This is a genomic window from Methyloligella solikamskensis, assembly GCF_042676065.1.
Classification (GTDB): Bacteria; Pseudomonadota; Alphaproteobacteria; order Rhizobiales; family Methyloligellaceae; genus Methyloligella; species Methyloligella solikamskensis.
Genome location: NZ_JBHTJO010000001.1, coordinates 276,716 through 301,705, shown reverse-complemented (window position 1 = coordinate 301,705; position 24,990 = coordinate 276,716). Strand labels below are relative to the sequence as shown.

General features: G+C 63.4%; 26 protein-coding genes and 1 tRNA gene. 9 read left to right on the top strand and 18 right to left on the bottom strand.

All coding sequences use genetic code 11. From position 1 onward, the window contains the following. Positions 1-47: 47 nt before the first annotated feature. From ACFQ2F_RS01465 to ACFQ2F_RS01455, 3 genes are all read right to left on the bottom strand, one after another. Positions 48-1,358: an ammonium transporter gene (locus tag ACFQ2F_RS01465; protein ID WP_379084648.1), complete on the bottom strand. Its 1,311-nt coding sequence runs from the start codon at positions 1,356-1,358 to the stop codon at positions 48-50. Between the two features lie 18 nt (positions 1,359-1,376). Then, the gene (locus tag ACFQ2F_RS01460) at positions 1,377-1,715 is read right to left on the bottom strand and encodes a P-II family nitrogen regulator (protein ID WP_069094522.1); all 339 of its coding nucleotides are present in this window, start codon (positions 1,713-1,715) and stop codon (positions 1,377-1,379) included. Between the two features lie 240 nt (positions 1,716-1,955). After that, positions 1,956-2,849 carry an acyl-CoA thioesterase gene (locus ACFQ2F_RS01455; protein ID WP_379084645.1) on the bottom strand — a complete coding sequence of 298 codons (894 nt, stop codon included), beginning with the start codon at positions 2,847-2,849 and terminating at the stop codon, positions 1,956-1,958. A gap of 101 nt (positions 2,850-2,950) precedes the next feature. Between ACFQ2F_RS01455 and ACFQ2F_RS01450 the strand changes: the two genes are divergently transcribed. After that, complete coding sequence (locus tag ACFQ2F_RS01450) at positions 2,951-4,216, top strand: FAD-dependent oxidoreductase (protein WP_379084642.1); 1,266 nt, start codon at positions 2,951-2,953, stop codon at positions 4,214-4,216. A 202-nt stretch (positions 4,217-4,418) separates the two neighbouring features. On the opposite strand, the gene ACFQ2F_RS01445 is transcribed toward ACFQ2F_RS01450, so the two are convergent. The 3 genes from ACFQ2F_RS01445 to trxA are packed head-to-tail and all read right to left on the bottom strand — an operon-like array spanning position 4,419 to position 6,255. After that, positions 4,419-4,622, bottom strand: coding sequence for a Trm112 family protein (locus ACFQ2F_RS01445; RefSeq protein ID WP_379084639.1), 204 nt, complete (start codon positions 4,620-4,622; stop codon positions 4,419-4,421). 9 nt (positions 4,623-4,631) lie between these two features. Beyond that, positions 4,632-5,318: an LON peptidase substrate-binding domain-containing protein gene (locus tag ACFQ2F_RS01440; RefSeq protein ID WP_379084636.1), complete on the bottom strand. Its 687-nt coding sequence runs from the start codon at positions 5,316-5,318 to the stop codon at positions 4,632-4,634. A 25-nt stretch (positions 5,319-5,343) separates the two neighbouring features. Further along, positions 5,344-6,255 (bottom strand): thioredoxin, encoded by a 912-nt coding sequence (gene trxA, locus ACFQ2F_RS01435; protein ID WP_379084633.1) that lies wholly within the window; start codon positions 6,253-6,255, stop codon positions 5,344-5,346. Between the two features lie 291 nt (positions 6,256-6,546). Here trxA and ACFQ2F_RS01430 point away from each other — a divergent pair. From ACFQ2F_RS01430 to ACFQ2F_RS01420, 3 genes are all read left to right on the top strand, one after another. Beyond that, positions 6,547-6,621, top strand: a tRNA-Gly gene (locus ACFQ2F_RS01430). Between the two features lie 176 nt (positions 6,622-6,797). Next, positions 6,798-7,415 (top strand): helix-turn-helix domain-containing protein, encoded by a 618-nt coding sequence (locus ACFQ2F_RS01425; protein WP_379084630.1) that lies wholly within the window; start codon positions 6,798-6,800, stop codon positions 7,413-7,415. Between the two features lie 135 nt (positions 7,416-7,550). Further along, the gene (locus tag ACFQ2F_RS01420; protein WP_379084626.1) at positions 7,551-8,441 is read left to right on the top strand and encodes a phytanoyl-CoA dioxygenase family protein; all 891 of its coding nucleotides are present in this window, start codon (positions 7,551-7,553) and stop codon (positions 8,439-8,441) included. Positions 8,442-8,452: 11 nt separating this feature from the next. On the opposite strand, the gene ACFQ2F_RS01415 is transcribed toward ACFQ2F_RS01420, so the two are convergent. After that, positions 8,453-9,343, bottom strand: a complete 891-nt coding sequence (locus ACFQ2F_RS01415) for a LysR family transcriptional regulator (protein ID WP_379084623.1) — start codon at positions 9,341-9,343, stop codon at positions 8,453-8,455. 117 nt (positions 9,344-9,460) lie between these two features. Between ACFQ2F_RS01415 and ACFQ2F_RS01410 the strand changes: the two genes are divergently transcribed. Beyond that, the gene (locus ACFQ2F_RS01410) at positions 9,461-10,333 is read left to right on the top strand and encodes an SDR family oxidoreductase (RefSeq protein WP_379084620.1); all 873 of its coding nucleotides are present in this window, start codon (positions 9,461-9,463) and stop codon (positions 10,331-10,333) included. Here the strand turns inward: ACFQ2F_RS01410 and pncB are convergent. The 5 genes from pncB to ACFQ2F_RS01385 all read right to left on the bottom strand — a co-directional run bounded on the left by pncB (position 10,330) and on the right by ACFQ2F_RS01385 (position 15,136). Then, positions 10,330-11,634, bottom strand: coding sequence for a nicotinate phosphoribosyltransferase (pncB, locus tag ACFQ2F_RS01405; protein ID WP_379084618.1), 1,305 nt, complete (start codon positions 11,632-11,634; stop codon positions 10,330-10,332). The genes ACFQ2F_RS01410 and pncB overlap by 4 nt on opposite strands. A 39-nt stretch (positions 11,635-11,673) precedes the next feature. Further along, positions 11,674-12,339, bottom strand: coding sequence for a TetR/AcrR family transcriptional regulator (locus ACFQ2F_RS01400; protein WP_379084615.1), 666 nt, complete (start codon positions 12,337-12,339; stop codon positions 11,674-11,676). A 92-nt stretch (positions 12,340-12,431) separates the two neighbouring features. Continuing rightward, the gene (locus tag ACFQ2F_RS01395; protein WP_379084612.1) at positions 12,432-13,169 is read right to left on the bottom strand and encodes a DUF2182 domain-containing protein; all 738 of its coding nucleotides are present in this window, start codon (positions 13,167-13,169) and stop codon (positions 12,432-12,434) included. A 74-nt stretch (positions 13,170-13,243) separates the two neighbouring features. Beyond that, positions 13,244-13,912, bottom strand: coding sequence for a DUF1326 domain-containing protein (locus ACFQ2F_RS01390; protein ID WP_379090551.1), 669 nt, complete (start codon positions 13,910-13,912; stop codon positions 13,244-13,246). A 219-nt stretch (positions 13,913-14,131) separates the two neighbouring features. Further along, positions 14,132-15,136, bottom strand: coding sequence for a zinc-dependent alcohol dehydrogenase family protein (locus tag ACFQ2F_RS01385; protein ID WP_379084608.1), 1,005 nt, complete (start codon positions 15,134-15,136; stop codon positions 14,132-14,134). Positions 15,137-15,325: 189 nt separating this feature from the next. On the opposite strand from ACFQ2F_RS01385, the gene ACFQ2F_RS01380 reads away from it, so the two are divergent. Both ACFQ2F_RS01380 and ACFQ2F_RS01375 read left to right on the top strand, forming a co-directional pair. Beyond that, a complete protein-coding gene (locus ACFQ2F_RS01380; protein WP_379084605.1) occupies positions 15,326-16,360 on the top strand; it encodes an LLM class flavin-dependent oxidoreductase in 1,035 nt (344 codons plus the stop codon). Continuing rightward, complete coding sequence (locus ACFQ2F_RS01375) at positions 16,357-17,334, top strand: DMT family transporter (RefSeq protein WP_379084602.1); 978 nt, start codon at positions 16,357-16,359, stop codon at positions 17,332-17,334. The genes ACFQ2F_RS01380 and ACFQ2F_RS01375 overlap by 4 nt, the downstream gene beginning before the upstream one ends. 12 nt (positions 17,335-17,346) lie before the next feature. Here the strand turns inward: ACFQ2F_RS01375 and ACFQ2F_RS01370 are convergent, their stop codons facing one another. The 6 genes from ACFQ2F_RS01370 to ACFQ2F_RS01345 form a co-directional block, all read right to left on the bottom strand. Then, the gene (locus tag ACFQ2F_RS01370; RefSeq protein ID WP_379084599.1) at positions 17,347-17,952 is read right to left on the bottom strand and encodes a DUF1989 domain-containing protein; all 606 of its coding nucleotides are present in this window, start codon (positions 17,950-17,952) and stop codon (positions 17,347-17,349) included. Positions 17,953-17,958: 6 nt separating this feature from the next. Then, positions 17,959-18,645: a guanitoxin biosynthesis heme-dependent pre-guanitoxin N-hydroxylase GntA gene (gntA, locus tag ACFQ2F_RS01365; protein ID WP_379090549.1), complete on the bottom strand. Its 687-nt coding sequence runs from the start codon at positions 18,643-18,645 to the stop codon at positions 17,959-17,961. A 73-nt stretch (positions 18,646-18,718) separates the two neighbouring features. Then, a complete protein-coding gene (locus ACFQ2F_RS01360; protein WP_379084596.1) occupies positions 18,719-19,429 on the bottom strand; it encodes an SDR family NAD(P)-dependent oxidoreductase in 711 nt (236 codons plus the stop codon). Further along, a complete protein-coding gene (locus tag ACFQ2F_RS01355; RefSeq protein ID WP_379084592.1) occupies positions 19,430-20,206 on the bottom strand; it encodes a transglutaminase-like domain-containing protein in 777 nt (258 codons plus the stop codon). A 178-nt stretch (positions 20,207-20,384) separates the two neighbouring features. After that, positions 20,385-21,530, bottom strand: a complete 1,146-nt coding sequence (locus ACFQ2F_RS01350) for an alkene reductase (RefSeq protein ID WP_379084589.1) — start codon at positions 21,528-21,530, stop codon at positions 20,385-20,387. Between the two features lie 144 nt (positions 21,531-21,674). Continuing rightward, a complete protein-coding gene (locus ACFQ2F_RS01345) occupies positions 21,675-22,946 on the bottom strand; it encodes a DUF763 domain-containing protein (protein WP_379084586.1) in 1,272 nt (423 codons plus the stop codon). A gap of 130 nt (positions 22,947-23,076) precedes the next feature. Here ACFQ2F_RS01345 and dinB point away from each other — a divergent pair, with 130 nt between their 5' ends. Together dinB and ACFQ2F_RS01335 are read left to right on the top strand one after the other, a co-directional pair. After that, entirely contained in the window at positions 23,077-24,183 is a 1,107-nt protein-coding gene (gene dinB / locus ACFQ2F_RS01340) for a DNA polymerase IV (RefSeq protein ID WP_379084583.1), read from the top strand. 79 nt (positions 24,184-24,262) lie between these two features. Then, positions 24,263-24,976 carry a type 1 glutamine amidotransferase domain-containing protein gene (locus tag ACFQ2F_RS01335; RefSeq protein ID WP_379084580.1) on the top strand — a complete coding sequence of 238 codons (714 nt, stop codon included), beginning with the start codon at positions 24,263-24,265 and terminating at the stop codon, positions 24,974-24,976. Positions 24,977-24,990: the final 14 nt, after the last annotated feature.

Below are 24,990 nucleotides of genomic sequence, written 5' to 3'. Positions count from 1 at the left end.
ATCTTGTTATTTGTTTCGTCCCCCGCCAGGTGGGCGGGCGATGGTCCTTACTGCACGGTCTCCCCATGCAGGTTGATGTCGAGACCTTCGACCTCAACGGCCTCAGGCACACGCACACCAAACAGGATGTTGCAGACGATCAGGATCACGAAGGTGGCGATCGCAGACCACACGACGGTGGCCAGGATACCCACGAACTGGACCCAGATCTGAGCGACATTGCCTTCCAGCGCGCCCGGGGTGCCACCGATTGCTTCGACCGCGAACACACCGGTCAGAAGCGCGCCGACGATGCCGCCGACACCGTGGACACCGAAGGCATCCAGAGAGTCGTCGTAACCGAGAGCCCGCTTCACCGTGGTGGCGAAGAAGAAGCAGATGATACCCGCAGCGATACCGATCCACAGCGCACCCATCGGGTCCACGAAACCGGCAGCCGGGGTGATGGCCACGAGACCGGAAACCGCACCGGAGATGATGCCGAGAACGCTCGGCTTACCGTGCACGATCCATTCGGCGAACATCCAGGCCAGCGCCGCCGTGGCGGTGCAGATCTGGGTGACGGCCATGGCCATGCCGGCAGTCTCGTTAGCGGCAACAGCCGAACCGGCGTTGAAGCCGAACCAGCCGACCCACAGCAGAGAAGCACCGATAACCGCGTAAACGAGGTTATACGGAGCCATGTTTTCTTCGCCGTAGCCCAGACGCTTGCCGAGGAAGATCGCGCCCACCAGACCGGCGATACCGGCATTGATGTGCACCACCGTACCACCGGCGAAGTCGAGCACGCCCTCCTCGGAGAGGAAGCCGCCGCCCCACACCCAATGGGTGACAGGCGCATAGACGATGATCTGCCAGAGGATCATGAACAGGACCATCGAAGAGAACTTCATACGATCGGCCCAGGCGCCGGTGATCAGCGCAGGGGTGATGATCGCGAAGGTCATCTGGAAGGTCATGAACACGGTCTCAGGAATGGTGCCCGACAGGGAGTCGAACGCCATGTCTTTCAGGAAGACATTGCTGAGACCGCCGACATAGGCGTTCAGGCTGCCGCCATCGCTGAAGGCCAGCGAATAGCCGATCACGAACCACACCACCGTGCCGATACAGCAGGTAGCGAAGCACTGCATGATCGCAGCGAGAATGCTCTTCTTGCGAACCATACCGCCGTAGAAAAGCGCAAGGCCCGGAATGGTCATCATTAGAACGACGAGAGTGGATGTCAGCATCCACGCGGTGTCGCCCGTATCCAGCGTCGGCGTCTCCTCCTGCGCCAAAGCCGGTTCGATATGAAGGAGTGCCAACGCAGCAACGACTGCTCCGGCCCCCCAGAGATATTTCTTAAGGGTTGTCATCGGTACCCTCCCCCTTGTTTAGAGTGCTGCTTCGTCAGTTTCGCCGGTCCGGATGCGGACCGTCTGGTCGACCGGCGTGACGAAGATCTTGCCGTCACCAATTTGCCCGGTCTTCGCCGCTGCCACGATGGCATCCACGGCCTTGTCGACCGAAGCGGCGGGAACCGCGACCTCGATCTTGATCTTGGGCAAAAAGTTCACGGCGTACTCAGCGCCCCGGTAGATTTCTGTGTGGCCTTTCTGCCGGCCATAACCTTTGACTTCCGTCACGGTCATGCCCTGCAGGCCAAGCTCGGTCAGTGCTTGTCGCACCTCGTCGAGCTTGAACGGCTTGATGATTGCCGTCACCAACTTCATCTCGATAACCCCTCCATTTTGCGGCCTCTCAAATACAAAATTGCTGTTGCCAGCTCGGTCGTTTTGGCCGCGTGAACCCGGAATCAGAGTCAAACCGCGTGCCAACTCGACACCAATTCGGCAACTCGTTGGGTTTAATACATTTTTAAGACGGGTTAACGCAGCCAGCCCCAAGCTTACCCCATGCTAGCTGCTCATAAAAAGGGCAATCAGACGTTTTTGCCCACAAGTTGTGCAAAACTACCGTGCAGATCGCTCACGGATCAGGCCCTCTTGGGTGGTGGAGGCCACGAGCTCGCCTCCTTGGGTGAAAACCGACCCTCGGCAGAAGCCGCGCGCCCCGAAAGAGCTCGGGCTGTCCTGAACGTAGAGCAGCCATTCGTCGGCCCGGAATTCCCGGTGAAACCAGATGGCGTGGTCGAGGCTCGCCAGCATCAAAGTCGGATCGAAGACGAACCTGCCATGGGCGATCAGGGCCGTATCGAGCAGGGTGAAATCCGATGCGTAGGCCAGCAGGCATTGGTGGAGCGGCAGATCGTCGGCTTGGGAGTCGTCATGCGTCTCGAGCTGGCGCAGATCGCCGCTCGCCCGCATCCAAACGCTCTGGGTGGCCGCATGGCCGCCGGGCTCCAGATACCGGGTCAGATCCACGGGCCGCAGCTCGATCGGCCGTTCGCCCTTCCAATAAGCCCGCATCTCCGGCGGCAGCTTCTCCATCAATGCGCCCTTGAGCTCGCTTTCGCTCGGGCACTCGTCCGGTCCCGGCACCTCGGGCATCTGCATCTGATGGGCAAGACCCTCCTCCGCCCGATGGAAGGAGCAACCCATGGAGAAGATCGGTTGGCCGTGCTGAATGGCGATCACCCGCCGGGTGGTGAAACTTTTGCCATCCCGCAAGCGGTCCACCTCGTAGATGATCGGCACCTTGGGGTCGCCAGGCCGCAGGAAGTAACCGTGAAGCGAATGGGCCGTACGGTTCTCCACGGTTCTGCAGGCGGCGACCAGGGCCTGGCCGATCACCTGCCCGCCGAAGACCCGCTGCCACCCTACCTGGGGGCTGCGGCCCCGGAATAGATTGACTTCCAGGGTTTCCAGATCGAGGACGGAAAGAAGCGTATCGAGGGCGCGGCTCATGCAGTATGACCTTGTCTTGCTAAGATGATCGCGCGCCGAAGCGATGCGCGCTGACGGCAGACGACTCAGCGGACTTCCTTACTAGAGTGAAGCAGAACAGCGTGACTCCCAGCAACGGTCCCGATGACGCAAACCATAAACGCACCGACGTTCTGATCGCCGGCGGCGGCTTTGTCGGTCTCAGCCTCGCCCTGGCGCTCGCCCGCCTCGCGCCGAAAGGCTTCCGCGTCATCCTGGTCGATCGCCGGCCACTGGAGGCCGAGATCCGCGATGCCCGCGCCTCCGCCCTGACGGCCGCCAGCCGCAACCTGCTCCAGGCTTTAGGCGTCTGGGAGGCCATTGCAGACCGCGCCCAGCCCATCGAGAGGATCGAGATCACGGATTCGCCCCTCGAGACGGACGGTCCGCGGCCCCGCTATATCGGCTTCGATAATACCCTGGAGACCGGCGCCGGCCAGTCGAGCGCTCATGTCGTTGAGAACGAGCCGCTTCTGCGGGCGCTTGCGGATGCCGTCGCGTCCGAGCCGGGGATCGAGGTGCTCGCCCCCGACGCCGTCACGGAGATCGCGCCGAGTCCGTTCAGCATCGCCTGCACTCTGGAAAGCGGTGGCACGATCGATGCGAGCCTGCTGGTGGCTGCCGATGGCCGCCGCTCCAAGCTCCGCGACCAAGCCGGCATCAAGACCGTGACCTGGGATTACGATCAGCGGGGCATCGTGACCACCGTCGCCCATGACCGTCCTCACAACGGCAAGGCCGTCCAGCACTTCCTGCCCGCAGGTCCCTTCGCGCTTCTGCCGCTCACGGGCAGCCGCACCTCCATCGTGTGGAGCGAGGAGAAGGATGTGGCGGAGCGCATCATGGCCCTCGAGGATGCGGGCTTCCTGGCCGAGCTCGAAAAGCGCTTCGGCAGCCAGCTCGGATCTCTGACCCTTGCCGGTCCGCGCCAAGACTTTCCCTTGAGCCTGCATCTGGCCCGCAGCTTCGTAGGTCCGCGTATGGTGCTAATCGGTGACGCGGCCCATGGCGTCCATCCGCTCGCGGGGCAGGGGCTCAATATCGGGCTTCGCGACGTGGCGGCCCTGACCGAGCTTCTGGTGGAGGGCGCGCGGCTCGGACTCGATGCGGGCGATGCAGCCCAGCTGGAGGCCTATGCCCGCTGGCGCCGCTTCGACAGCGCCATCTCCGCGCTTGCCATGGACATGATGAACCGGCTGTTCTCCAACGACAGCACGATCGCGCGCAGCCTTCGCGATTTCGGCCTCGGCGTCGTCGACCGCCTGCCGGGCGTGAAGCGCTTTTTGGTGAGGGAAGCCGCAGGCGGGACAGGCCGCTTGCCCAAGCTCCTCCAGGGAAAGCCGCTTTAGCTGAGCACGTATGACCGTGTGCTTAGTGCCATCAACGCTACTCCAGATACGGTCGTCATGCCCGGACCTGATCCGGGCATCCACGCCGTTACGGCGCACCAGGTTCGGCGTCCTAATGGGAAACCAGGGACACGCTGCAAGGAAGCGGCATGGATTGCCGGGTCGAGCCCGGCAATGACGCAGAAGGAACTGCTAGAGCCGCCTAGTCCTCTTCCAGCTTGCGGGCCTCCTCAGGCAGCATGATCGGAATGCCGTCGCGGATGGGATAGGCGAGCCGCGCCGCCCGGCTGATCAGCTCCTGGGCGTCCGCATCGTAGACCAGAGACGTCTTGGTCAGCGGGCAGACAAGAATCTCAAGCAGCTTGGGATCGAGTGCGGATTGGGCCGGATCTTTCTCTTGGGGCATCAGTGACCTCTATTGCAGAGATGTGCCGCTGTCGTCGTCGCCCATGGCGAGCTCGATCTCGGCCAGCGCGACCAGCGCCTCGGCCCGGGCCTTCAGGTCCCGCGCTTCCAGCAGCGCCTGCTTCTCCTCCGCACCGTAGGGGCTCAGGATGGACAATGTGTTGACCAGCCGCTCCGTGCTTGCGCCGTTGATCCGGTCCCAATCGGCATGCAGCTGATTGACCTCCAGATAATGCCGCAAGGTGGAGATCAGCTCCGGCCGGTCGACCTCCTCCTCGCCGTAGCCCGGCGTGAAGTCATGGGTATAGGCGGCGAAATCCGGGCGGCACATGCGAAAAGCGAAATCGGAGCTCACCTCATCCACGCCGAACCGCGCGATGCCGGTCAGCGTGATGAGCATGCGCTCGTCTTCCAACTCGGTGAAGGCCGTCAGTCGACCGGCGCAGCCCGTGCCGCGCAAAGGGTATTGCTTGCCTTCCGGCGACTCCGCGTCGCCCGTCTGCGGATCGGGCTGAACGATGCCGATCACCCGGTCATTGCGCAACGCATAGTCGACGAGCTCCAGATAGCGCCGCTCGAACACGTTCAAGGTCAGCGCCGCTCTCGGCAGCAGGATCGCGCCGCGCAAGGGGAAAAGAGGGAGGTTCTCCGGCAAATCGGCCGGAGAGCGGTAATGATCGGTGAGCCCGTCCGTCACGAAGGCGCTTCCTTTCTCGCAAGCCTTAAGCGAACAGCATGGAGGAAAGCTTCTGCCGGCCTTTCGCCGTTGCCGGATCCTTCGGCCCCCAAGCCTCGAAGAATTGGAGCAGCTGGGTCCGCGCGGCCCCATCGTTCCAGTCGCGGTCTTTACGGAAGAGCGTGAGCAGCTCCTCGGCCGCGCCCATGTGATCGCCCTTGCCGTTCAGGGCGAGGCTGAGATCGAAGCGCGCCTGGTGATCGTCCGGATTGGCTTCGACCGCCTCGCGCAGCGCATCGATATCGCCCGTATCTTCCGACTTCTGGGCCAGGTCCAGCTCGGCCTTGGCGCTCATCACGGCGGGGTCGTTGGCCTTCTCCTCCGGGATCATCTGCAGGGTCTGCTCGGCGCGAGCCACGTCGCCAGCCTTGATGTAGCATTTCGCGAGCCCTGCGGCGGCCTGCACGTTCTCAGGATTTTCCTGCAACGCCTGGCCGAACATCTGGGCAGCCAAATTCACCTCGTCCGCGGCCAGCGCCTGCTCGGCCGCCTCCAGGTCGGCGCCCTGATCGTCCGCCCCGATGAGCCGCGCGATGAAGGCCTCGATCTTCGATTCCGGCATGGCGCCCATGAACCCGTCTACGGGCTGACCGTTCTTGAACGCGAACACCGCCGGGATTGACTGCACGCCCATCTGGCCCGGAATCTCCGGATGCTCGTCGATATTGAGCTTCACCAGCCGCACCTGGCCCTTGGCCGCCCGCACGGCTTTCTCCAGCAACGGCGCGAGCTGCTTGCAGGGGCCGCACCACGGCGCCCAGAAATCCACCAGCACCGGCACGTCGCGGGATGCTTCCACCACATCCTTCACGAACTCGGCCGTGGTGGTGTTCTTGATGAAGCCCCCTGCTCCAGGGGCCGGCGTGCCTTCCGTCAGGATAGGGCCGTCCATGCTCATGATCGTCTTGCCTATTGTGCTTATGTGAGGAGCGGACCGTCAAAATGGTCCGCGAACGACCTTTTGGCAACCGGGCGCGGCAAGAGTTTGGCGAAGCCGAGCAGGAAGCAGGAGTTTGAGCGAGTGGCGAAGGCCGCGAGGGAGCGTTCGGCACAGGCGCCGGACGGGCCGGCCGAGCGAAGCAAAGAGTTTGTTTTGTCTGGCAGACCCCTATGGACAAGCAACCGGCGATCTACTAAAACCCGCCTTCCAGCCAGCAATGCCTTAGAGGCCTGGCGCGGACACGCTTAAGCGGGCGTAGCTCAGGGGTAGAGCACAACCTTGCCAAGGTTGGGGTCGTGAGTTCGAATCTCATCGCCCGCTCCATTTCTTCTCAGAAAACACACAACCATTGATCGCGCGCCGGCGGGGTCGCGTCTGCGCATTCCTTCATGCGAGGACGCGCCGCATTCGCTTGCCACAGTCTGGGCGGCGAGTAGTCTCTGCGCAGGATGGACAAAACCAAGCCCAAAGCGCGCCGGTCAGCGAAACACGAAGAGACGGTGAAGCGCCCTCTCCTGGAGCCGGGCGTGCCGGAAGCGGTGAGCGCCGATGCTCCGATCGGCCAGCGGATCGGAGACGTGCTTCGGCGCTACCGAAAGAATCACAATCTGACATTGAGCCAGCTTGCCGCCGGCGCAAACCTGTCGCCGGCGACCCTGAGCCGCATCGAGACGGGCAATATTGCGGCCAGCTTTGAAAGCCTGGAAAGGCTCTGCCAGGCGGTCGGCATCACCCTGGCGGATCTGTTCGCCGAGGTGGAGCAGCCCCGCGGCAAGGCTCAGCTCTTGAAGCCCGACCAGCAGACCAAGGTCACACGATCGGGCAGCGTCCATGGTCATGTCTACAAGCTGCTCTCCTATAGTCGCGGCCCGGACCGTCCCTATGAGAGCTTCTTCATCACCATGGATAAGGACAGCGACATCTATCCGCGCTTCCGTCACCCCGGCACCGAGATCATCTACATGCTCAGCGGCTCCATGGACTACCGCTACGGCGAAGAGATCTACCGTCTCGATCCGGGCGATGCCTTCACCTTCGCCGCCCATATCGAGCATGGCCCCGAAAGGCTTCACAGCGAGGAGATCGCGCTCCTCTGCACGATCATCTACGACACCTGACTCCTTTTCCTGGAGCCTGTTGACATCGCCCGTAAATTGCATCTGAATAAATAAAGATACGCAAGATGCAAATCGGCTGGAGGCAGGATCGGTTGATCCACCCCGCCGTCGGCGACACCAGGAGGGCTCCCAATCATGCTGAAGCTGACCGAAGACCAGATCGAGCAATATCGCCGGGATGGCTTCCTGATCGTCGACAACATCATCGGCGAGGAGGCCGCCGCTGAAATCCTCTCCCGCTACGAGCCGCTCTTCGAGAAAGGCGAGTTCGAAACCGGCGTGCGGCCAGACGAAGTGAACCTGCCGCAAGGCGACAAGCCCTACACCAAGCAGATCTGCAACGGCTGGCGCGCCGACCTGACCGTTGCGCGCAGCGTCATGGATTCAGGTATCGGCGAGGCCTGCGCCAAGCTGGCCGGCTGGGATGGCGCACGCCTCATGGTGGATAATCTGCTCTGGAAGCCGCCGGGCGGCCGCCCCATCGGCTTCCACCAGGACAGCATGTATGCCACCTGGTTCGACAAGCCCGGCATGGCAAGCTGCTGGATCGCGCTCGACAAGACAACGGCCGAGGGCGGCACCCTGATGTATCTGCGCGGCTCCCACAAATGGGGCGAGGCACAACCCATCATGCAGTTCCACGGGCCGGAAGACGATCTGAAGGAAGCCCGTGAATGGGCCGAGGCCCAAGGCTACGAAATCGACATGGTGCCGATCGAGGTCCCGCCCGGCGGTGGCGCCTTCCACGATGGCTGGCTTTGGCATGGCAGCCGGGTCAACACCATGGATGTGCCCCGCCGCAGCCTCGCCATCCACATGGTCTCTTCCGATGTAAAGTTTGCGCCCGAGAACTTCAGCGTCGGCAACGGGCCCATGTATGGCCGCTATATGCGCTTCGGCTCCAATGAGGTTGAGGAAAGCCACTTCCCCATCACTTGGCGCCGGGACGGCTACCGCACGCCGGGTCTCGATGAATATGTCACCCGCGGGCCGTTCGTATCGGGAAGCGTTTCCCTCGCTAGCTAGCGCGGGACCTCTCACCGGCCGATATGGGCCGCCAACTCGTCCGGGGTGCCTTTTGGGAAAGCCTGCTTCAGGTGATCAAGAAAGGCAGCGACCCGGGCGCTGAGCAGGCGCCGCGAGGGGTAAAGCGTCCACAGCGCGATCTCCGGACCAGCCACGTCGCCCCAATGAGCCAGCGTTCCGTCGGCCAGATCGTGGCTTACGAGAGAAACGGGGAGGCGTCCGGCGCCGACGCCGGCGCGTACCGCATCGCGCACCATGATGAGCGACGATAGCGTCATGACCGGCTCGATCCGGATATCCTCCTCCCCATCCGGGCCCAAGACCCGCCAGGGCGAGCTATCGTTTGTCGACCTGACGATCGCCGGGACCGCTTCGCCTTCCGCCGGCCGAACAAGGTCGGGGTGCGCGACCACCACAAGCCGGTCGCGCAGGAACGTGCGGCCGACCAGACTTTCGTCTGGAGCCGGGTTGACCCGGATCACCAGGTCATAGCCTTCCTCGATCATGTCGACGGGACGGTCCTCTGTGGTCACTTCAATCCGCACTTCGGGATATTTCAGTGCGAAGGACGCCGCGAGCCCGCCCATCGCGGTTTGCGAGAACAGCAGTGGGGCGCTGATCCGCAGCCGCCCGCGCGGAGTCTGCCCACCCGACGCGATCGCTGCCGTCGCTTCTTCGAGCTCGCCGAGCAGCGTGTGAGTGCGCTCGAATAGAGCGCGCCCTTCCTCGGTCACCTTGAGTGCCCGCCCGCCACGCTCGAACAGACGAAGGTCCAGGCTTGCCTCAAGCTCCGCAACCCGGCGCGACAAGGTGGCCTTCGGACGGTGGGCAGCGCGCGCTGCTTTGCCGAAGCCGCCATGGCGGGCGACCAGACTGAAATCGGCCAGAGCAAGCAGGTCCATATGAGCAGATCTATCTGTTCCACCACTGAGACGGTCTGTCCAGATATAGCGTCTATTCGCCCACCTGTGGATCACTAATTTCCAGGGTGTCTTCTAACCCTGAACGGAGTGATCCTCATGACCATCCTCGTAACTGCCGCCACCGGCCGCGTCGGCCGCAAAGTCGTCGACCAACTGGTTAAGCGTGGCGCCAACGTCCGTGCGCTGACCCGCGATCCTTCGAAGGCCGACCTCCCGGCCGGTGTCGAGATTGCGCAGGGTCACATGCTCGACATCGAATCCATGCGCGCAGCCTTCAAGGGCGTACGCACCCTCTTCCTGCTGAATGCCGTTACTGGCGACGAGTTCACCCAGGCGATCTTGACGCTCAACCTGGCCCGTGAAGCGGGGGTGGAACGTGTCGTCTATCTCTCGGTGATCCATGCCGACCGCTTCGTCAACGTCCCCCATTTCGCGGTCAAGTCGGGTGCGGAACGGATGCTTGCTGCGATGGACTTCAACGCCACCATCTTGCGCCCGAGCTACTTCATCGACAACGAAGCGATGGTCAAAGACACCATTCTGAACCACGGCGTGTACCCGATGCCGATTGGCGGTAAGGGGGTGGCCATGGTCGATGCGCGGGATATCGCCGAAGTCGCTGCCATCGAGCTGATCCGCCGCGACCGCTCGGAGAGCAAGCTGCCGATCGAGACAATCAATCTGGTGGGGCCCGACACGCTGACCGGGGCCGACGTCGCAGCGATCTGGTCGGAGCTGCTAGGCCGCCCTATCGTCTACGGCGGCGACGATCCCACCGCGTTCCAGGCGAATATGGCCAGCTTCATGCCCGGATGGATGGCCTATGAAATGCGTCTGATGGCCGAGCGCTACGTGAGCGATGGCATGATTCCGGACGACGGCGATGTCGAACGGCTGACCGAGATCCTGGGCCGTCCGCTACATAGCTATCGCGACTTTGCTGCCACGATCGCGGCAGACGCCGCTTAGACGTCAACGGGCGAGACCGTTCGCCCAGCCGTGCCGAACACGCGCATGTAGCGTTCGATCTCGGCTGCGTCGCCGGTGGCCTTCTCAGGATTGTCTGAAAGCTTGACCGCCGGGCGGCCGTTCGCCTCCGTCACCTTGCAGACCAGCGAGATGGGATCCAGCGCGTTGCCCCCGTCGGGGTCGCAGCCGCGGAAATCATTGGTGAGATTGGTGCCCCAGCCGAAGCTCATCCGCACCCTTCCGTGGAAATGGCGATAGACCTCTTCGATGGTCTCCACATCCATCCCGTCGGAGAAGATCAGTAGCTTCCCTTGCGGGTCGCATCCCTTCTCGCGCCACCAATCGATGATCTGTTCGCCAGCCTCGATGGGTGGCGCGCTATCGGGCCGGAACCCGGTCCAGCCCGCCACCCAATCGGGCGCATCTCGCAGGAACGCCGCGGTGCCGAACGCGTCGGGAAGGACGATCAAGAGATTGCCGCTGTATTGAGACTGCCAATGCTCCAGCACCCGGTAGGGCGCGGCGGCGAGCGCCGCGTCCGTTTTCGCAAGCGCGGCTTCCACCATGGCCAGCTCATGGCCGTTGGTGCCGATAGCTTCCAGATCCGCATCCATGGCGAGCAGCGTGTTGGAGGTGCCGATGAAGCGCTCGCCCAAGCCTTCCTTCAGCGCTTCGACGCACCAGCGCTGCCACAGAAAGCTGTGCCGCCGGCGCGTACCGAAATCCGACAGCTTCAGATCGGGAAGCGAGGAGAGCCGCACCACCTTCTCCCACAGCTTCGCCTTTGCCCGGGCATAAAGTACGTCGAGGGCGAACCGGCCGCGGGAGCGTAGCGCCGCACGCGATCGCAGCTCGCTGACGATGGTGAGCGCCGGGATCTCCCACATGGTCGTATGGGTCCAGGGCCCGTCGAAATGCAGCTCGTATTGGCCGTCCGATTTGCGCAGCTCATAGTCCGGCAGCTGGAAGTCTTCGAGCCACTCAATGAAGTCGGGACTGAAGATCTGGGTCTTGCCGTAGAAGCTGTTGCCGGCGAGCCAAATCAGCTCCTTCTTGGAGAAGCGCAAGGTCCGGGCATGGTCGAGCTGGGCGCGCAGCTCGTCCTCGTCGATGATGTCGGCCAGCCGCACCGAAGGCGTCCGGTTAATCAGCGAGAACCGCGCCGACACATCCGGATGGACGTTCCGGATCAGCTGCAGCATCAGCAGCTTGTAGAAATCCGTATCCAGCAGGCTGCGGACGATCGGATCGAGCCGGAAGCCGTGGTTATAGGTGCGGGTCGCGATATCGGTGAAAGCCATGGCCCGACCCTTGCCCGATCACGGTGCGAAGGCAACGGCTCAACATGCCCGATCCTCTGCAATCGCCAATTGACGTATGGCGGCGACGGCCTCTTCCTCGAGTCCACGCAGCTCGTCATGGGGAATACGTCTTGGGCCGATCAGAACCATCAGCCCCTCGATCTGCGCGGTGATGAGTCCGGCCCGGAGTTGGCGCGAGCGCTCCGACAGCGTCGGATTGACCTTGGCCAGCATGTCGTCGATCCAGCTCCGCATCCTTGAATAGAAGACATCGAGCATGCGCATCACCACCTCGCTCCGACTCGCCATAGCCCACATCTCTTGCAGGAGCGCGTTCGTTCTCTCGCGCTTGTTTTCCTCGATCATGTAGCGGATCGAATAGTCGAAGATCTCCATCTTGTCGGTCAGGTGTTCCGGCACCCGACGTCGAAACCCGGCATCCCAGCGCTCGAAAATGTAGACCGCCAGGTCGTCCATGAGCTGCTCTTTGTTCGGGTAGTAATAGGTGACGTTGCCGACCTTGATGCCCGCCCGCTGGGCTATGCGGCGGAACGACAGTTCGGCAAATCCCTCTTCGACCAGAATATTCTTGGCCGCATCGAGGATCGAGCGTTTGCGCGCCTGCCCCTTGTCCGTCGTGGACGATTGAGCACCGGCTTGCGTGCCTTCAGGCCCACCGTCACCACTTTGCCACATACCGCCCATCGCGAAGCCGCCTCGCTCTATCCTTGCCTGGTCTCACGGGGCAGATCAGCCCCGCCAAACGCATTCTCCCTCTTTCCTAACACTGCTTTCAGTCACAAGGACCCGCAGAGGCTCCGGAAAACCAGCGGATCCGCGAGCATCGGTGCCGTGTCGGGAGACAGGGCCACCCATACCCCCATCGTGAGAAGCAAGAGGGCAATCGGAACGCCTAAGGTCTTGCCGCCCGGCACGATCTTCTCGGCGAACATGATGAGTGTCAGAAGGGCCATCCAGGTGAGATTCATCACACCGACGGCGAACATCACGGCCATCAGCGCCCAGCAGCACCCGACACAGACCGCCCCGTGCCGTGCCCCCATGACGAGCGCGCCAAGACGGCCCGGCCGCCAATGCCGGGCGAAATAGGATATCGGCGCGCGGCAGTGATCGAGGCAGCGCTCTTTCAGAGACGACAACTGGTAGAGGGCAGCGAGGACGAGCACCATACCGGCCCAGAGCGGGCCGGACCTGGCCCAGGAAAGTGTCTCAAAGGATGCGAGCCGCAAGACCGCGTCCAGAGCAAAGGCGGCAAGCCCATAACAGACCCAGGCAAGAGCGTATCCGGCGATGAACAACGTGACGGTGCTGCCAGCCTGCTTCTGACCGCTCACGAGCTTTACGAACGTGCCGACATAATTGAGCTCCGATGGCAGCATCATCGCGGTGAGCATCACCACCCATCCGATCAAGAAGATCGGCAAGCTGTGGAGCGGCGTGCCCGGCCCCTCGTCCATAGTCGACATTGTCAGGAGAGCGGCGAGCCACGCCAAAAGCGCCAGCGTGACGATCACGATGCTCCATCCAGGCACCGATGAGGCGCGTCCGAAGATCGCCCTCGGCACGCGAGGTGAAGCCGTCCCCGCGGTCATTCCGCGTCAGGCCCATGCCATTCGAAGGGAATATGCTTGCTGTTCTGCCCTGCTGGGATGTTCTGATCGAAACCAAACGCGTTCCACTTCCCGACGAGACTCTTTCCCCATGTCACAGGGCCGTCCGTTGGCCCGACTTCGCTGCCGGGAGGATTGAAGGTCTGCACGCGCTTGGAGGGATCGGCGGTCGGGCCGGTCAACGCCTCGCCGCTAGCCTCCACCTTTCCTGGGATCGAGACCTTCCAGCGTTCGAGATCGCTGTCGATCTCAACGGCGATTTCGGCGAACTCCACCCCGGTGACTTCACGAACGGCGGGTATGAATTGCTTCATCCAGCCGCCGGCCTTGCCGGTGAAAATCGCTTCGAGCGCCTCCTTCTGCGCATCATCGGCAGACGCGTCGAAAAATACGCAAGCCTTCACCGGACCGCCATCCCAGACATTCCCCTCCAGATTGGCGAGCATGACGACCTTGAGCCCTTTCATTGCAGTGCTGCCGTAGAACCCCTCGTTGATCCGGTAGGCGAAAAGGAAGTCGCACTGATCGTACGTCGGCGCCTGCGCCATCGTGCAAGGACATGGCGCGTTGCAGGAGCAGACGTCGAACCATTCCCCAGAAATGCGCCACTCAGGAATCGTCGCGGACGCTCCAGGTACGTGAGTCATGACAGTCACCCTCTCTCCTTCAATCCTTTCGACCGAGTCTCGCTACCGCAAAGACAATGTCAGCCGGCACGCAAGACTAGCAATTATAGGACGACCGTCAAGATTTGAGGGTTCGGTCGGGGAATTCGTGGGTGATCAGACCGATTAAGTCGCCGGAAAGCTTGCAACCGAGTCACTTGAACCCACACAGAATAGGACGACTGGTCGAAATTTGAGCTTCTACATCTCCAAACAGATCTTGCCGAAATGCTTGCCCGCCTCTTCGTAGGCGAAGGCATCAGCGATTTCGGCGAGCGGGAAGGTCTTGTCGATCGCCGGCTTGATGCCCGTGGCGTTCAGCGCATCGACGAAATCGAGCTGATGCTTGCGGCTGCCGACGATCAGGCCCAGCAGCCGGATCTGCTTCGCCATCAGCAGCATGGTCGGCACATCGCCGCTGCGCCCGGTGAGAATGCCGATCAGCGCGATATGTCCGCCCGTCCGGCAGGCGCGGATCGACTGCTTCAGCGTGACGGGACCGCCCACCTCGATCACATGGTCGACGCCGCCGCCGGACCACTCGGCCACGGTCGATCCCCATTTCTCGTCCCGTTGATAGTTGACCGTGAAGTCCGCCCCCAGCGCTTTCGCCTTCTCCAGCTTCTCGTCCGATGACGAGGTGATGGCGACACGCGCCCCCATGGCCTTGGCGATCTGCAGCGCATATATCGAGACACCGCCCGTACCCAGCGCCAGGACCATGTCGCCGGCCTTCAGCCCGCCATCGACGACCAGCGCCCGCCAGGCGGTGAGTCCGGCTGTGGTGATCGTCGCGGCCTCTTCATGGCTCCAGCCCTCCGGCGCTTTCGTAAACCAGCTCGCCGGCGTCACCACCTCTTCGCGGGCATAGCCGTCGATCCCGTCGCCCGGCGTGCTCGAGAAATCGGCGATGGTCGGCCCACCATCGAGCCAGGGCGGGAAGAAGCAGGAGACCACACGGTCGCCGACGGCGAGTTCGTCCACGCCTTCGCCAACCGCCTCGACGACACCGGCGCCGTCGGACATGGGGATGCGGCCGTTCTCTGTCGGGATCGCGCCCTTCGCCACGGCATAGTCGTGATAGTTCAGGGAGCTCGCATGGAGCTTCACCCGGATCTCGCCTTTGCCCGGATCGCCGGGAGCATCCATGTCCACGAGCTTGAGACGATCGAGACCGCCGGGCTTCTCAACATTGATGGCCTTCATCGGAATGACTTCCTTTCATGGATGGGACGGGATGTGCGGTGGGTTCCTTTGAAGATGAGGTCCGCACGGTGAGATTTCAAAGTCCGGCGGCTAGTCGCACAGTCCGCTGACGGGCCTCGTGCCGACGGCGCCGCGGTTACCTCCATGTGCCTTGCAGGCGATTTCCGGCCTCCCCAACTGCGCCACACCATGAGCGACAAAATCGAATTCGGCCTCGACACCTTCGGCGATGTGACGCGAGGGGAAGACGGCTCCGACAAGCACCAGGCGCAGGTCATCCGCGATGTCGTGGACGAGGGCGTCCTTGCCGATTCCCTCGGTCTCGACTTCATCGGCCTCGGCGAGCACCACCGGGAAGACTTCGCCATCTCTTCGCCCGAGGTGGTGCTGGCGGCCATCGCCGCGCGCACCAGCCACATCCGTCTTGGGTCCGCCGTCACCGTGCTATCCTCCGACGATCCCGTGCGCGTCTATCAGCGCTTCGCCACGCTGGACGCGGTCTCGAACGGCCGCGCCGAGGTCATCCTGGGCCGCGGCTCTTTCACGGAATCCTTCCCGCTCTTCGGCTACGAGCTCTCCCAATACGAGCTGCTCTTCACCGAGAAGTTGGATCTCTTCACGAAGCTGATCGAAGGCGGTCCCGTGACCTGGGAGGGTGAGACTCGGGCGGGCCTTACCGATCAGCGCATCTTCCCGGAGATCGAGAACCCGCCCCTGAAGACCTCCATCGGTGTCGGCGGCAGTCCGGAATCCGTCATCCGCGCTGCGCGCTATGGTCTGCCCATGATGCTGGCCATCATCGGCGGCAACCCGGCGCGCTTCCGCCCTTACGTCGATCTCTATCGCCGAACTTTGGAGGAGATGGGCAAGCCTCAGCTTCCCATCGGCGTCCATTCCCCGGGCTATGTCGCCGAGACCGACGAGCAGGCCCGCGAGGAGCTATGGCCCCATTACAAGGTGATGCTCGATCGTATCGGACGGGATCGCGGCTGGCCGCCTTTGGAGCGGGATCGTTTCGATGCGGAGGCGAACTCTGGCGCGCTCCATGTTGGGTCACCGGAGACTGTGGCGCAGAAGATCGCCGCGACCATAAAGACGCTGGGCGTCTCCCGCTTCGACCTGAAATATTCGGCCGGCACGCTGCCCCACGAGAAGCTCATGCGCTGCATCGAGCTCTATGCCACACAGGTCGTCCCGAAGGTTCGCGATATACTCGCCGAATGACGCCTGCCTCTGCTGCCGCACGATTCGCCGGCCTCGGCTTCGTCGTGGCCCTCATCGCTGCGACCTTTCTCATGGGCTCCAGCTTCATCGCTGCGAAAATCCTGCTGAACGATGGTTTCCCGCCCATCGTGCTGGTCGGCTGGCGTTTCGTGGTGGCCGCGCTGGCCACCCTGCCCATCATCGCCTTTGAGCCGGCGGGCTTCACGCCGTCCCTGGTGCCCGGGACCCTCGGTCTACGCGAGACGGCGCTGATCATGCTGATCGGCCTGCTCCAGACCACAGCTGTGCTGGGATTGCTTTTCCTCGCCATGGTGTCGATCTCCGCCTCCACCGCGGCGATCCTGCTCTTCACCAATCCCATCTGGGTGGCGATGCTCAGCCGCATCTTCCTCGGCGAGGAGCTGCACGGAAAGCGCATCGCCGGTCACGTCCTCGGTGTCGTGGGCGTGGCGCTTGCCATGGGGGCAAAGCCGGGTGAGCTCTTCGAGGCCGACGCTCTCCTCGGTGAGTTCACAGCGCTTGCTTCTGCGCTGTGCTGGTCCTGCGCAACGATCCTGACCAAGCGCGCCCGGTTGCCCGTGAGCGCCTGGACCCTCAGCTTCTGGCAGATGCTGTTCGGCGCAATTCTGCTGCTGCTCATCGCCTATGCGCTCGGCCAGCATTGGCCCGACGAAACCACACCCGCTCAATGGGGCTGGTTCCTGTGGCTGGCGATTCCCGCCTCCACCGGATCCTTCGGGCTCTGGTTCTTGGCGCTCTCCAAGGGCGGTGCGACCCGGGCGAGTAGCTATCTCTTCCTGGCGCCGTTCTTCACCGTGGTTCTGTCGGCACTGATTCTCGACGCCCATCTGAGCTGGATCGAGGGGCTGGGTGGCCTGCTGATCGGCGTTGCGCTCTGGCTCGTCAATCGCGAAGGGCCGGCGGCCAAATCCCGCGCACGGATGGACGAAGCCTTGGCGGAAGGCGAGCCATAGCGTGCCCGACGATCAGCGGTTGGTGGCCGAAGGTGCGTCTTCCACCTGATAGTGGATCGGCTTGAAGGCGTAATTGTTCGATTGGAGCGCGGAGCAGGCAGTCAGGCCGACGATTAGATCCATCTCGGCCTCGAACACGATGCGGTCGCCCGCGCGGCTCTTGGGCGGAGCGACGGTGAGCGCGCCCGTCGACCCGTCGATCTCCACATTCATGAAGATGTTGAAGGCCACCGGAATCTGATCCGGCTCGATGCCGAACGGGGCCAGCGCCTCGGCGAGATTGCCGAAGCACCCCCGATGGGGCGCCTCGTCGCCATAGATGATGCGGAACGTATCTTTGGAGCAGGGCGTCAGAAGAAAGTCGTGCCGTCCGACATCGTCGTGGACGATCCGCAGCATGATGTTCGACCGGTTGGAATAGAGCGGGTCCCCGGTGCTCAAGAAAAGTTTAGAGGCGTAATCCAGCGATCGCCCGGAGGAGATGACCTCCCGTGTGTCGTCTTGGGCGAAGGCAAGCATGTCGGAGACCTGCTCGCCTTGCGGATCGATCACGGTGAGCCGCTGGCCCTTGGCGAGCCGGAATGCGACCCCGCTGCGTGGCTCGATGACTTCGGGCATAGGCTTCTAAACGCTTTCCAGCTCGTCGGCTCTGCGCGTTTGCAGCGGACATTGCCACCCCGGTCCAACCGCGCGGCCGCTATATTGCCTGGCTTCGGAAATTTCGCCATGCCGCGACAGCATGGGATTGCGCGATCCCGAAAATGAAATGTCGCGCGCCAAGATGCTGGAACGGAGCCTGTCATACTGGCCGTGGCGCCGGAGCTGCTCGAACTGATCGTGCAGATTGAAGACCAGGCCCGGGACCTCGAACCGGCGCGCAGGCCGGCTGGCGTTCGGATGCAGCCCGACAACGAAGAAAGCCTCCCCGGCAAAGCTCATGGAGAAGTGAGGATCTTCAGGGTCGGCACTCACCCGGGCATCGTGGCGCTGGCCGTGCGCCACGTCCTCATCGCTCAGGGAACGCAGTCGCTCCCACAGACAGGCTTCGAACCCCTCCTCCGAAAGGTCGGTCGGCTCTTCGAAAAGGATCACACAACTCTGAAACAGCGAAGGACTGATCCGGTACCAATTCACCTGGTCGCGAAGATGCCGCCAGATCGACGGATCGTCCCGATTGCTGGAGATGTCTCCGGCCACGAAGATCCGCATCTGATCGCGCGACAAGGCCGCCTTCGCCCCCACGCAGGGGAAGGCTGGGTTCGCCACAAATGCTTGAAATTTATCGGGAAGAGTGGACTCAAGACACGACATCCCTGCTAAACCCGTAGGCGGCAGATTTGGTTGCACGCACACGGCTGGCAGCAGGCGAGCGGTCCCGGCCGGGCTAGCGCATGGTGGCGCCGCCATCGACGCCGACGCATTGCCCCGTCATGTAGCTCGCGCCCTCGCCGGCGAGGAACACAACGACGGCCGCAACCTCTTCCGGCGTGCCGATGCGCCCGAGCGGGTTTGCGGTCTCCAGCGCTTTCGCGTCCGCGCTCATGGTTTCGAACTCGAGCAGCGGCGTATCGATGGGCCCCGGCGCGACGGCATTGACGAGAATGTCGGGGGCGAGCTCCCGCGCCCAGGAGCGGGTCAGCGAGACCAGCGCACCCTTTGTGGCCGAATAGACCGAGGCACCGGCGCGGCCGAGAAAGGCGAGCTCCGAAGAGACATTGATGATGCGCGCACCCCTGGGCAGATGGTTCAGCGCCGTCTTCGTCACGAGGATCGGGCCGCGCAGATTCACGCTGAGCAGCCGGTCGAGATCGTCGGTCTCGAGGTCTTCCAGACGCGAAGGCTTTCCGACCCCGGCGCAGTTCACCAGGATGTCGAAGCGTCCCAGGGTCTCCGCCGCCTGACCGATGGCGGACGCGACCTCCGTTTCCGACGAGACATCGCAGGCAAGGATCGGCACGACGCTGTCGCCTGCTTTCAGGTCGAGCCCGACCACTTGCGCGCCCGCATCCGCCAGAGCCTCGGCAATCGCCTTGCCGATACCGCTCGCCGCACCGGTGACCAGCGCGGTTCTTCCTTCAAGTGTTGTCGTGGTCATTCAAACTGCTTCGACCGAGACGCTCTGATTGTTCATCTTGGCCTGACCGAACGCAGTAAGGAAGGGAACGTCCGCCGCATCCCGCCCGACGCCGATCTTGGCCATCCCGCCTTCCTCGGCCATGCCGGTCGGGTCCACCAGATGCCATTCCCCGCCGACGAAGACTTCCGCCACGGCATGGAAGTCCTGCGGCTCGACGCCAAGCGCGTAGACGCTGGCGATCCGGGCGGGGATGCCGGCTGCGCGCACCAGGGTGATCATCACATGGGCATAGTCCCGGCAGATGCCCTGGCGGCGCACGAAGGTGTCGAGGGCGGTGGTCTCCGCGGTGCTGACGCCCGGCACGTAGCTCAGATGATCGTGGATCCAGTCGCGCATGGCCGTGACCTTCTTGCCGTCCTCGACATCGCCGAACTCCGTCATGACGAAGGTCTTGAACCGGTCGGACGGGCAATAGCGCGATGGCAGCGTGTATTGCACGGTCTCGCCGGGAAGCTGATGGGGCGGCACCAAGGGAAGGTCGTCGCAATCGGCCAGAATGCGGTCGATCTTCACCGTCGCCTTGTAGTCCACCTTCAGCTGCCCCTGAATGCGCAACCAGATGCGCTCGCCGATATCGTCCTGGGCCGCGACGCGCGCAAAATACGCGCTATCGGAAATATCGATATGCGCAGCCTCGATGCTCTGCTCGGGGATGGCGGCGGCTTCGAGCTGCAGCAGCACATCGGTCGCTTCGTCGAATTGATAGTCGAGGATCGAATGGATGGAGAGCTTCATGGGTGCGGGGCTTACCTTGTTATTGTGAGAAACGGATAACGCCGCTGCCGGAGCTTTGCTCCACGAAGGAGCGGGGCTTCCCGCAAAAAAGCCGGCCGCGGCGAAAGGATCACCGGACCGGCTCTAGTGCATGAGACTTTCGAAGGCTAGGGGCAGGGCCTGAGATCGGCCCGGACGATCAGCCAGAGAGCGCCGTCTGGGTCTTCTGCAGGGTCGGGTAATCCACATAGCCTTCCGCACTGCCGCCATAGAAGGTCGCGCCGTCTGCCTCGTTATAGGGACCGCCGTCAGCGATTCGCTCCGGCAGATCGGGATTGGCGAGATAGAGGCGACCGAAGGCTACCGCATCCGCATCGCCATCCGCGACCCACTTGGCGCCCTCTTCCGGCGAGAGCTCGCCGTTGATGATGAAGACGCCGCCGAAGGCCTTTCGCATCGCCTTCGAAAGAGCGTTGCCCTGCTCCATGTCCGCGCCCTTGCTGGTATGGCCATTGGGGCGGATCGCATGAAGATAGGCGAGCCCCTTGTCGGAGATCGCTTCCGCGGCCGCGACATAGGTCGTCTCCGGATTGTCGTCGTAGCTCTTGCCCGGTCCGCCGACGGGCGAAAGCCGCACGCCGATCCGCTCAGCGGGCAGCTCCTCGCACAAGGCATCGATCACCTCGAGCAGCAGCCGCAGCCGGTTCTCCAGCGACCCGCCATATTGGTCCTCGCGCTTGTTTACCGAGGAGCGCAGGAACTGGTCGATCAGGTAGCCGTTGGCGGCATGGAGCTCGACCCCGTCGAAACCGGCCCGCTTGGCGCAACGCGCGGCATGGCGGTAGTCCTCGATCAGCCGGGGAATCTCCTCCAGCTCCAGCGCCCGCGCCGCCGGGTGGGGCACCATGGGCCCCTCGTCCAGATAGGAGCCCACGAAGGCCTGGCCTTCCGGCGTCCACACGCTTGAGGAAACCGGCTGGCCGCCATCGGGCTGAAACACGGAATGGGAGATGGCCCCCACATGCCAAAGCTGGCAGAAAATCCGCCCGCCCGCATTATGAACCGCGTCGTTGACGACCTTCCAACTCTCCACCTGCTCGTCGGTGAAGATGCCCGGCGTCCAGGCATAGCCCTGGCCCTCCTGGCTGATCTGGGTCGCTTCGGAAATGATCAGGCCCGCGCCCGCCCGCTGCGCGTAGTAGAGCGCATGAAGCGGCGTCTGCTCATGGCCGGGATAGGTGGAACGCGCCCGGGTCAGCGGCGCCATGACGATGCGATTGGGCAAGGTCAGGTCGCCCATCTTGAGTTCGCGAAACAGCGGGGAAACGGCCTCGTCCGTGGACATGAACAACTCCTCAAGTAGAAAATCTGGAAAGACCCGGGACGGCGAGGGTGTTCCGGGCATACGGCGGAATGGGCCGCTCCAAACGAGATAGGCGCGGAGCGGCGCGCTTCAAGGAAACGGACCGAACGGTACAGAGAATGTGGCTCAGGCGCTAGCCTTCCTTGGGCGGGATGGCTTTGCGGCCGGCGCCTCTTCCCGGCCGAACACGCTCCGGCCGCCATACTCGTGAGAGTGGGCCCGCTCGTCGTCGACGAAGGCGTCGAAGGACGGTCCGCCCACGCGCCGCTCCAGCTGCCGCGCCTGGGTATCGAGCCGCTTGATGGCGGCGAGCCGATCGTCATTGCCGAGCTTGGCCTTGTGCAGCGCGTCCCGCAGCACGGCCAGCGTCTTGTCGTAGACCCGCGTCGGCACGGGATAGGGGTGCCGGTCCTTACCGCCATGGGCCAGGGAAAAACGTGCCGGGTCGGAGAAGCGGCAGGGCGCGCCATGTACCACCTCGGCGACCTGGGCCAGTGAGAAGACCGTGCGCGCGCCGACCCCCGGTACCATCAGAAGATCGGAGAAATCCTTCGGTCCCGCATCGGCCGCCGCGGCCAACGCGCCATGCAGCCGCCGCAGCACTACGTCGCCGGCGCGCAAATCGTGATGCTCCGGCATGACAAGATGGGGCAGCATGCCTTGGGCCGGCTGGGGCGCGGCTTCCGCCGACCGGCGCAGCGCCGCCACCTCTCCAATGATCTTGTCCGGCCCGAAATCGCTCAGCAGCGACAGCTGGCCCGTCCGAGAGGCCTCCGCCCTGCGGTCGGTGAGATTGACGATCTCGCCCTGATTCTTCCCATCGATAGCCGAATGGGGCGCATCAACGAAGCTCTTCAGATCTTCCGACAGCCAGTGATAGCGCCTTGCCTGGCGCTTATCGCCGTTCATGCCCTGCTGCACCGCGACCCACTGCCCGTCATCGGTGACGATGAAGCCGTGCAGATAGAGGTCGAACCCGTCCTGGACGCCTGCGCTGTCCACTTTGGCCACTAGCTTGCTCGCCTGGCCGAGCGCACCGCCGTCCAGCCCGACCCGGTCGCCGATATCGAGCAACTCGCCCGGCGTGGCGCGGGAATGCTTGCCCCGCCCCCCGCAGACATGGATGCCGAGCTCGCCTGCGATGGGGTTCAATCCGCGCTTCAAGGCGCCGATCACGGATGTGGTGATGCCTGAGGAATGCCAATCCATGCCCATCACCGAACCGAATGACTGAAACCAGAAGGGATGGGCCATGCGGCGCAGGAATTCGTCGCGCCCGTATTCGTGCACGATTGCTTCCGCGATCACCGCCCCGAGCTTGGTCATCCGCTGCCCAAGCCAGGCGGGGACCCGCCCGTTATGGAGCGGCAGATCGGCGCTGCCGGCGCGTCTCGCCATGGTGAATCCGTGCCTCGAGATTGCGAACGAATGCGGAACGAAATATCATGATTCCGCCGCCCGCTTCCAGTGCTCCGGTGTTTTGGTGGCGGCAAGCAGGGCCCCTGGAGAGATGCTATAGCCGGTGCCGATGTCCGACTCCGCGCGCAAAGCCGCCATCCGCAAGATCCTCCATATCGATATGGATGCGTTCTTCGCCTCCGTGGAGCAGCGGGACAATCCGGAGCTGAGAGGTAAGCCCGTGGCCGTCGGTCATGGCGCGGCCCGGGGTGTGGTGGCGGCCGCCAGCTACGAAGCCCGGGTCTTCGGGGTGCGCTCGGCCATGCCGTCGACGACCGCGCTTCGCAAATGCCCCGACCTGATCTTCATCAAGCCGCGCTTCGATACCTATCGCGCCATCTCCAAGGAGATCCGCGAGATCTTCACCGAATACACGCCGCTCATCGAACCGGCCTCTCTGGACGAGGCCTATCTCGACGTCACCGAAAACCGCCGGGCGATCCCGACGGCAACGGAGACGGCCCGGGAAATTCGCCAGCGCATCTCCGACGAGACAGGCCTCACAGCCTCGGCCGGCATCTCCTACAACAAGTTCCTCGCCAAGCTCGCCTCGGGCCAGCGTAAGCCCAACGGTCAGTTCGTCATCCGGCCGGGCGCTGGGCAGGCCTTCATCGCCTCGCTGCCCGTCGGCAAGTTCCACGGCGTCGGGCCGGCCACGACACGGAAGATGAATGGGCTGGGGATTTTCACCGGCGCCGATCTGGTCGCCATGGCGCTGGACGATCTCACCCGCCATTTCGGCAAGGCCGGGCGCTGGTACTACACCATCGCCCGAGGGGAAGACGACCGCCGGGTCACCCCCGACAGGATCCGCAAATCCTCCGGCACGGAACGCACCTACGCGGAAGACCTCATGGATCTCGCTGCGGTGGACGAAGCCCTGTTGAAGCTGGCGGAGAAAGTCTGGGAATGGTGCGAGAAGAACACCGCTTTCGGCCGCACTGTGACCGTGAAGGTGAAATACGCCGATTTCGAACAGATCACGCGCAGCCATAGCCAGCCGCAAGTGGTCTCCAGCCGGGACGCGCTCTACGAGATCAGCCGCATGCTGGTGCGCCGCGCGCCCGTCGGCGAGAAGGGCATCCGCCTCCTCGGTGTGACCGTCTCAGGCTTCCCGCTTGCGACCGAGGCAGAGATGGAATCGCAGCGCCAATTCGATCTGCTGGCCGAGTCCTGAGAGCGGCAGCCTTGTCTCGGCTCTCGCGGCTTTCTAGATGAGGAACGCCGGCCGAAACCAATCGACAGAGGAACTCTTCATGGCCAATCCGCTGCACGTGCTCGTCATTCTCACCTCCGCCGCCACCATGGGGCCGGGCGGTGAACCTACGGGACTCTGGTTCGAGGAGCTGGCGACGCCTTACTATGCCTTCGTCGACGAGGGCGCCGACGTGACCCTGGCGTCCATTGAAGGCGGCGAAGCGCCCATCGATCCGCGTTCTCTGGAGCCCGATGGCGGCACGCCGGAAAGCGTGGAGCGCTTCAAGAAGGATGAGAAAGCGTCCGCAGCCCTGAAGACCACCAAGCCGATCTCCGAGGTCGACGTCTCCAAATACGATGCGGTCTTCCTGCCCGGCGGACACGGCACCATGTGGGACCTGCCCGAGAGCGATACGCTCGCCGATCTGCTGACCAAGGCGTGGGCGAGTGAGAAAGTCGTTGCCGCGGTCTGCCACGGACCGGCAGGCTTCGTGAACGCCAAGGACGAGAACGGCGATCCGATCGTGAAGGGCCGCCGCGTCACCGCCTTCACCAACAGCGAGGAGGTCGCCGTGGGCCTGAAGGACAAGGTCCCGTTTCTGCTTGAGGACCGGCTGAAGGAGCTCGGCGCCAATTACGAAAAGGTCGACGACTTCCAGCCCTTCGCCATCGTCGATGGCAGGCTGGTGACCGGCCAGAACCCGGCCTCTTCGGCGGAAGCCGCCAAGCTCACCCTCGAAGCGGTGAAGCAGACCGCGCCCGCCACCAACTAGGCAGCGACAAGCGG

What these genes read in the sequence shown, in the direction of transcription:
- ACFQ2F_RS01370 (WP_379084599.1), bottom strand. Translation starts at nt 17,952, where the DNA reads ATGCCCGAAGTCATCGAGCCACGCAGCGGGGTCGCATTCCGGCTCGCC.
- ACFQ2F_RS01445 (WP_379084639.1), bottom strand. Translation starts at nt 4,622, where the DNA reads ATGCCCCAAGAGAAAGATCCGGCCCAATCCGCACTCGATCCCAAGCTG.
- ACFQ2F_RS01460 (WP_069094522.1), bottom strand. Translation starts at nt 1,715, where the DNA reads ATGAAGTTGGTGACGGCAATCATCAAGCCGTTCAAGCTCGACGAGGTG.
- ACFQ2F_RS01335 (WP_379084580.1), top strand. Translation starts at nt 24,263, where the DNA reads ATGGCCAATCCGCTGCACGTGCTCGTCATTCTCACCTCCGCCGCCACC.
- ACFQ2F_RS01415 (WP_379084623.1), bottom strand. Translation starts at nt 9,343, where the DNA reads ATGGACCTGCTTGCTCTGGCCGATTTCAGTCTGGTCGCCCGCCATGGC.
- ACFQ2F_RS01455 (WP_379084645.1), bottom strand. Translation starts at nt 2,849, where the DNA reads ATGAGCCGCGCCCTCGATACGCTTCTTTCCGTCCTCGATCTGGAAACC.
- ACFQ2F_RS01375 (WP_379084602.1), top strand. Translation starts at nt 16,357, where the DNA reads ATGACGCCTGCCTCTGCTGCCGCACGATTCGCCGGCCTCGGCTTCGTC.
- trxA (WP_379084633.1), bottom strand. Translation starts at nt 6,255, where the DNA reads ATGAGCATGGACGGCCCTATCCTGACGGAAGGCACGCCGGCCCCTGGA.
- ACFQ2F_RS01355 (WP_379084592.1), bottom strand. Translation starts at nt 20,206, where the DNA reads ATGAAGCTCTCCATCCATTCGATCCTCGACTATCAATTCGACGAAGCG.
- pncB (WP_379084618.1), bottom strand. Translation starts at nt 11,634, where the DNA reads ATGGCTTTCACCGATATCGCGACCCGCACCTATAACCACGGCTTCCGG.
- ACFQ2F_RS01345 (WP_379084586.1), bottom strand. Translation starts at nt 22,946, where the DNA reads ATGGCGAGACGCGCCGGCAGCGCCGATCTGCCGCTCCATAACGGGCGG.
- ACFQ2F_RS01380 (WP_379084605.1), top strand. Translation starts at nt 15,326, where the DNA reads ATGAGCGACAAAATCGAATTCGGCCTCGACACCTTCGGCGATGTGACG.
- ACFQ2F_RS01390 (WP_379090551.1), bottom strand. Translation starts at nt 13,912, where the DNA reads ATGACTCACGTACCTGGAGCGTCCGCGACGATTCCTGAGTGGCGCATT.
- gntA (WP_379090549.1), bottom strand. Translation starts at nt 18,645, where the DNA reads ATGTCGTGTCTTGAGTCCACTCTTCCCGATAAATTTCAAGCATTTGTG.
- ACFQ2F_RS01360 (WP_379084596.1), bottom strand. Translation starts at nt 19,429, where the DNA reads ATGACCACGACAACACTTGAAGGAAGAACCGCGCTGGTCACCGGTGCG.
- ACFQ2F_RS01410 (WP_379084620.1), top strand. Translation starts at nt 9,461, where the DNA reads ATGACCATCCTCGTAACTGCCGCCACCGGCCGCGTCGGCCGCAAAGTC.
- ACFQ2F_RS01350 (WP_379084589.1), bottom strand. Translation starts at nt 21,530, where the DNA reads ATGTCCACGGACGAGGCCGTTTCCCCGCTGTTTCGCGAACTCAAGATG.
- ACFQ2F_RS01420 (WP_379084626.1), top strand. Translation starts at nt 7,551, where the DNA reads ATGCTGAAGCTGACCGAAGACCAGATCGAGCAATATCGCCGGGATGGC.
- ACFQ2F_RS01385 (WP_379084608.1), bottom strand. Translation starts at nt 15,136, where the DNA reads ATGAAGGCCATCAATGTTGAGAAGCCCGGCGGTCTCGATCGTCTCAAG.
- dinB (WP_379084583.1), top strand. Translation starts at nt 23,077, where the DNA reads ATGTCCGACTCCGCGCGCAAAGCCGCCATCCGCAAGATCCTCCATATC.
- ACFQ2F_RS01465 (WP_379084648.1), bottom strand. Translation starts at nt 1,358, where the DNA reads ATGACAACCCTTAAGAAATATCTCTGGGGGGCCGGAGCAGTCGTTGCT.
- ACFQ2F_RS01400 (WP_379084615.1), bottom strand. Translation starts at nt 12,339, where the DNA reads ATGGGCGGTATGTGGCAAAGTGGTGACGGTGGGCCTGAAGGCACGCAA.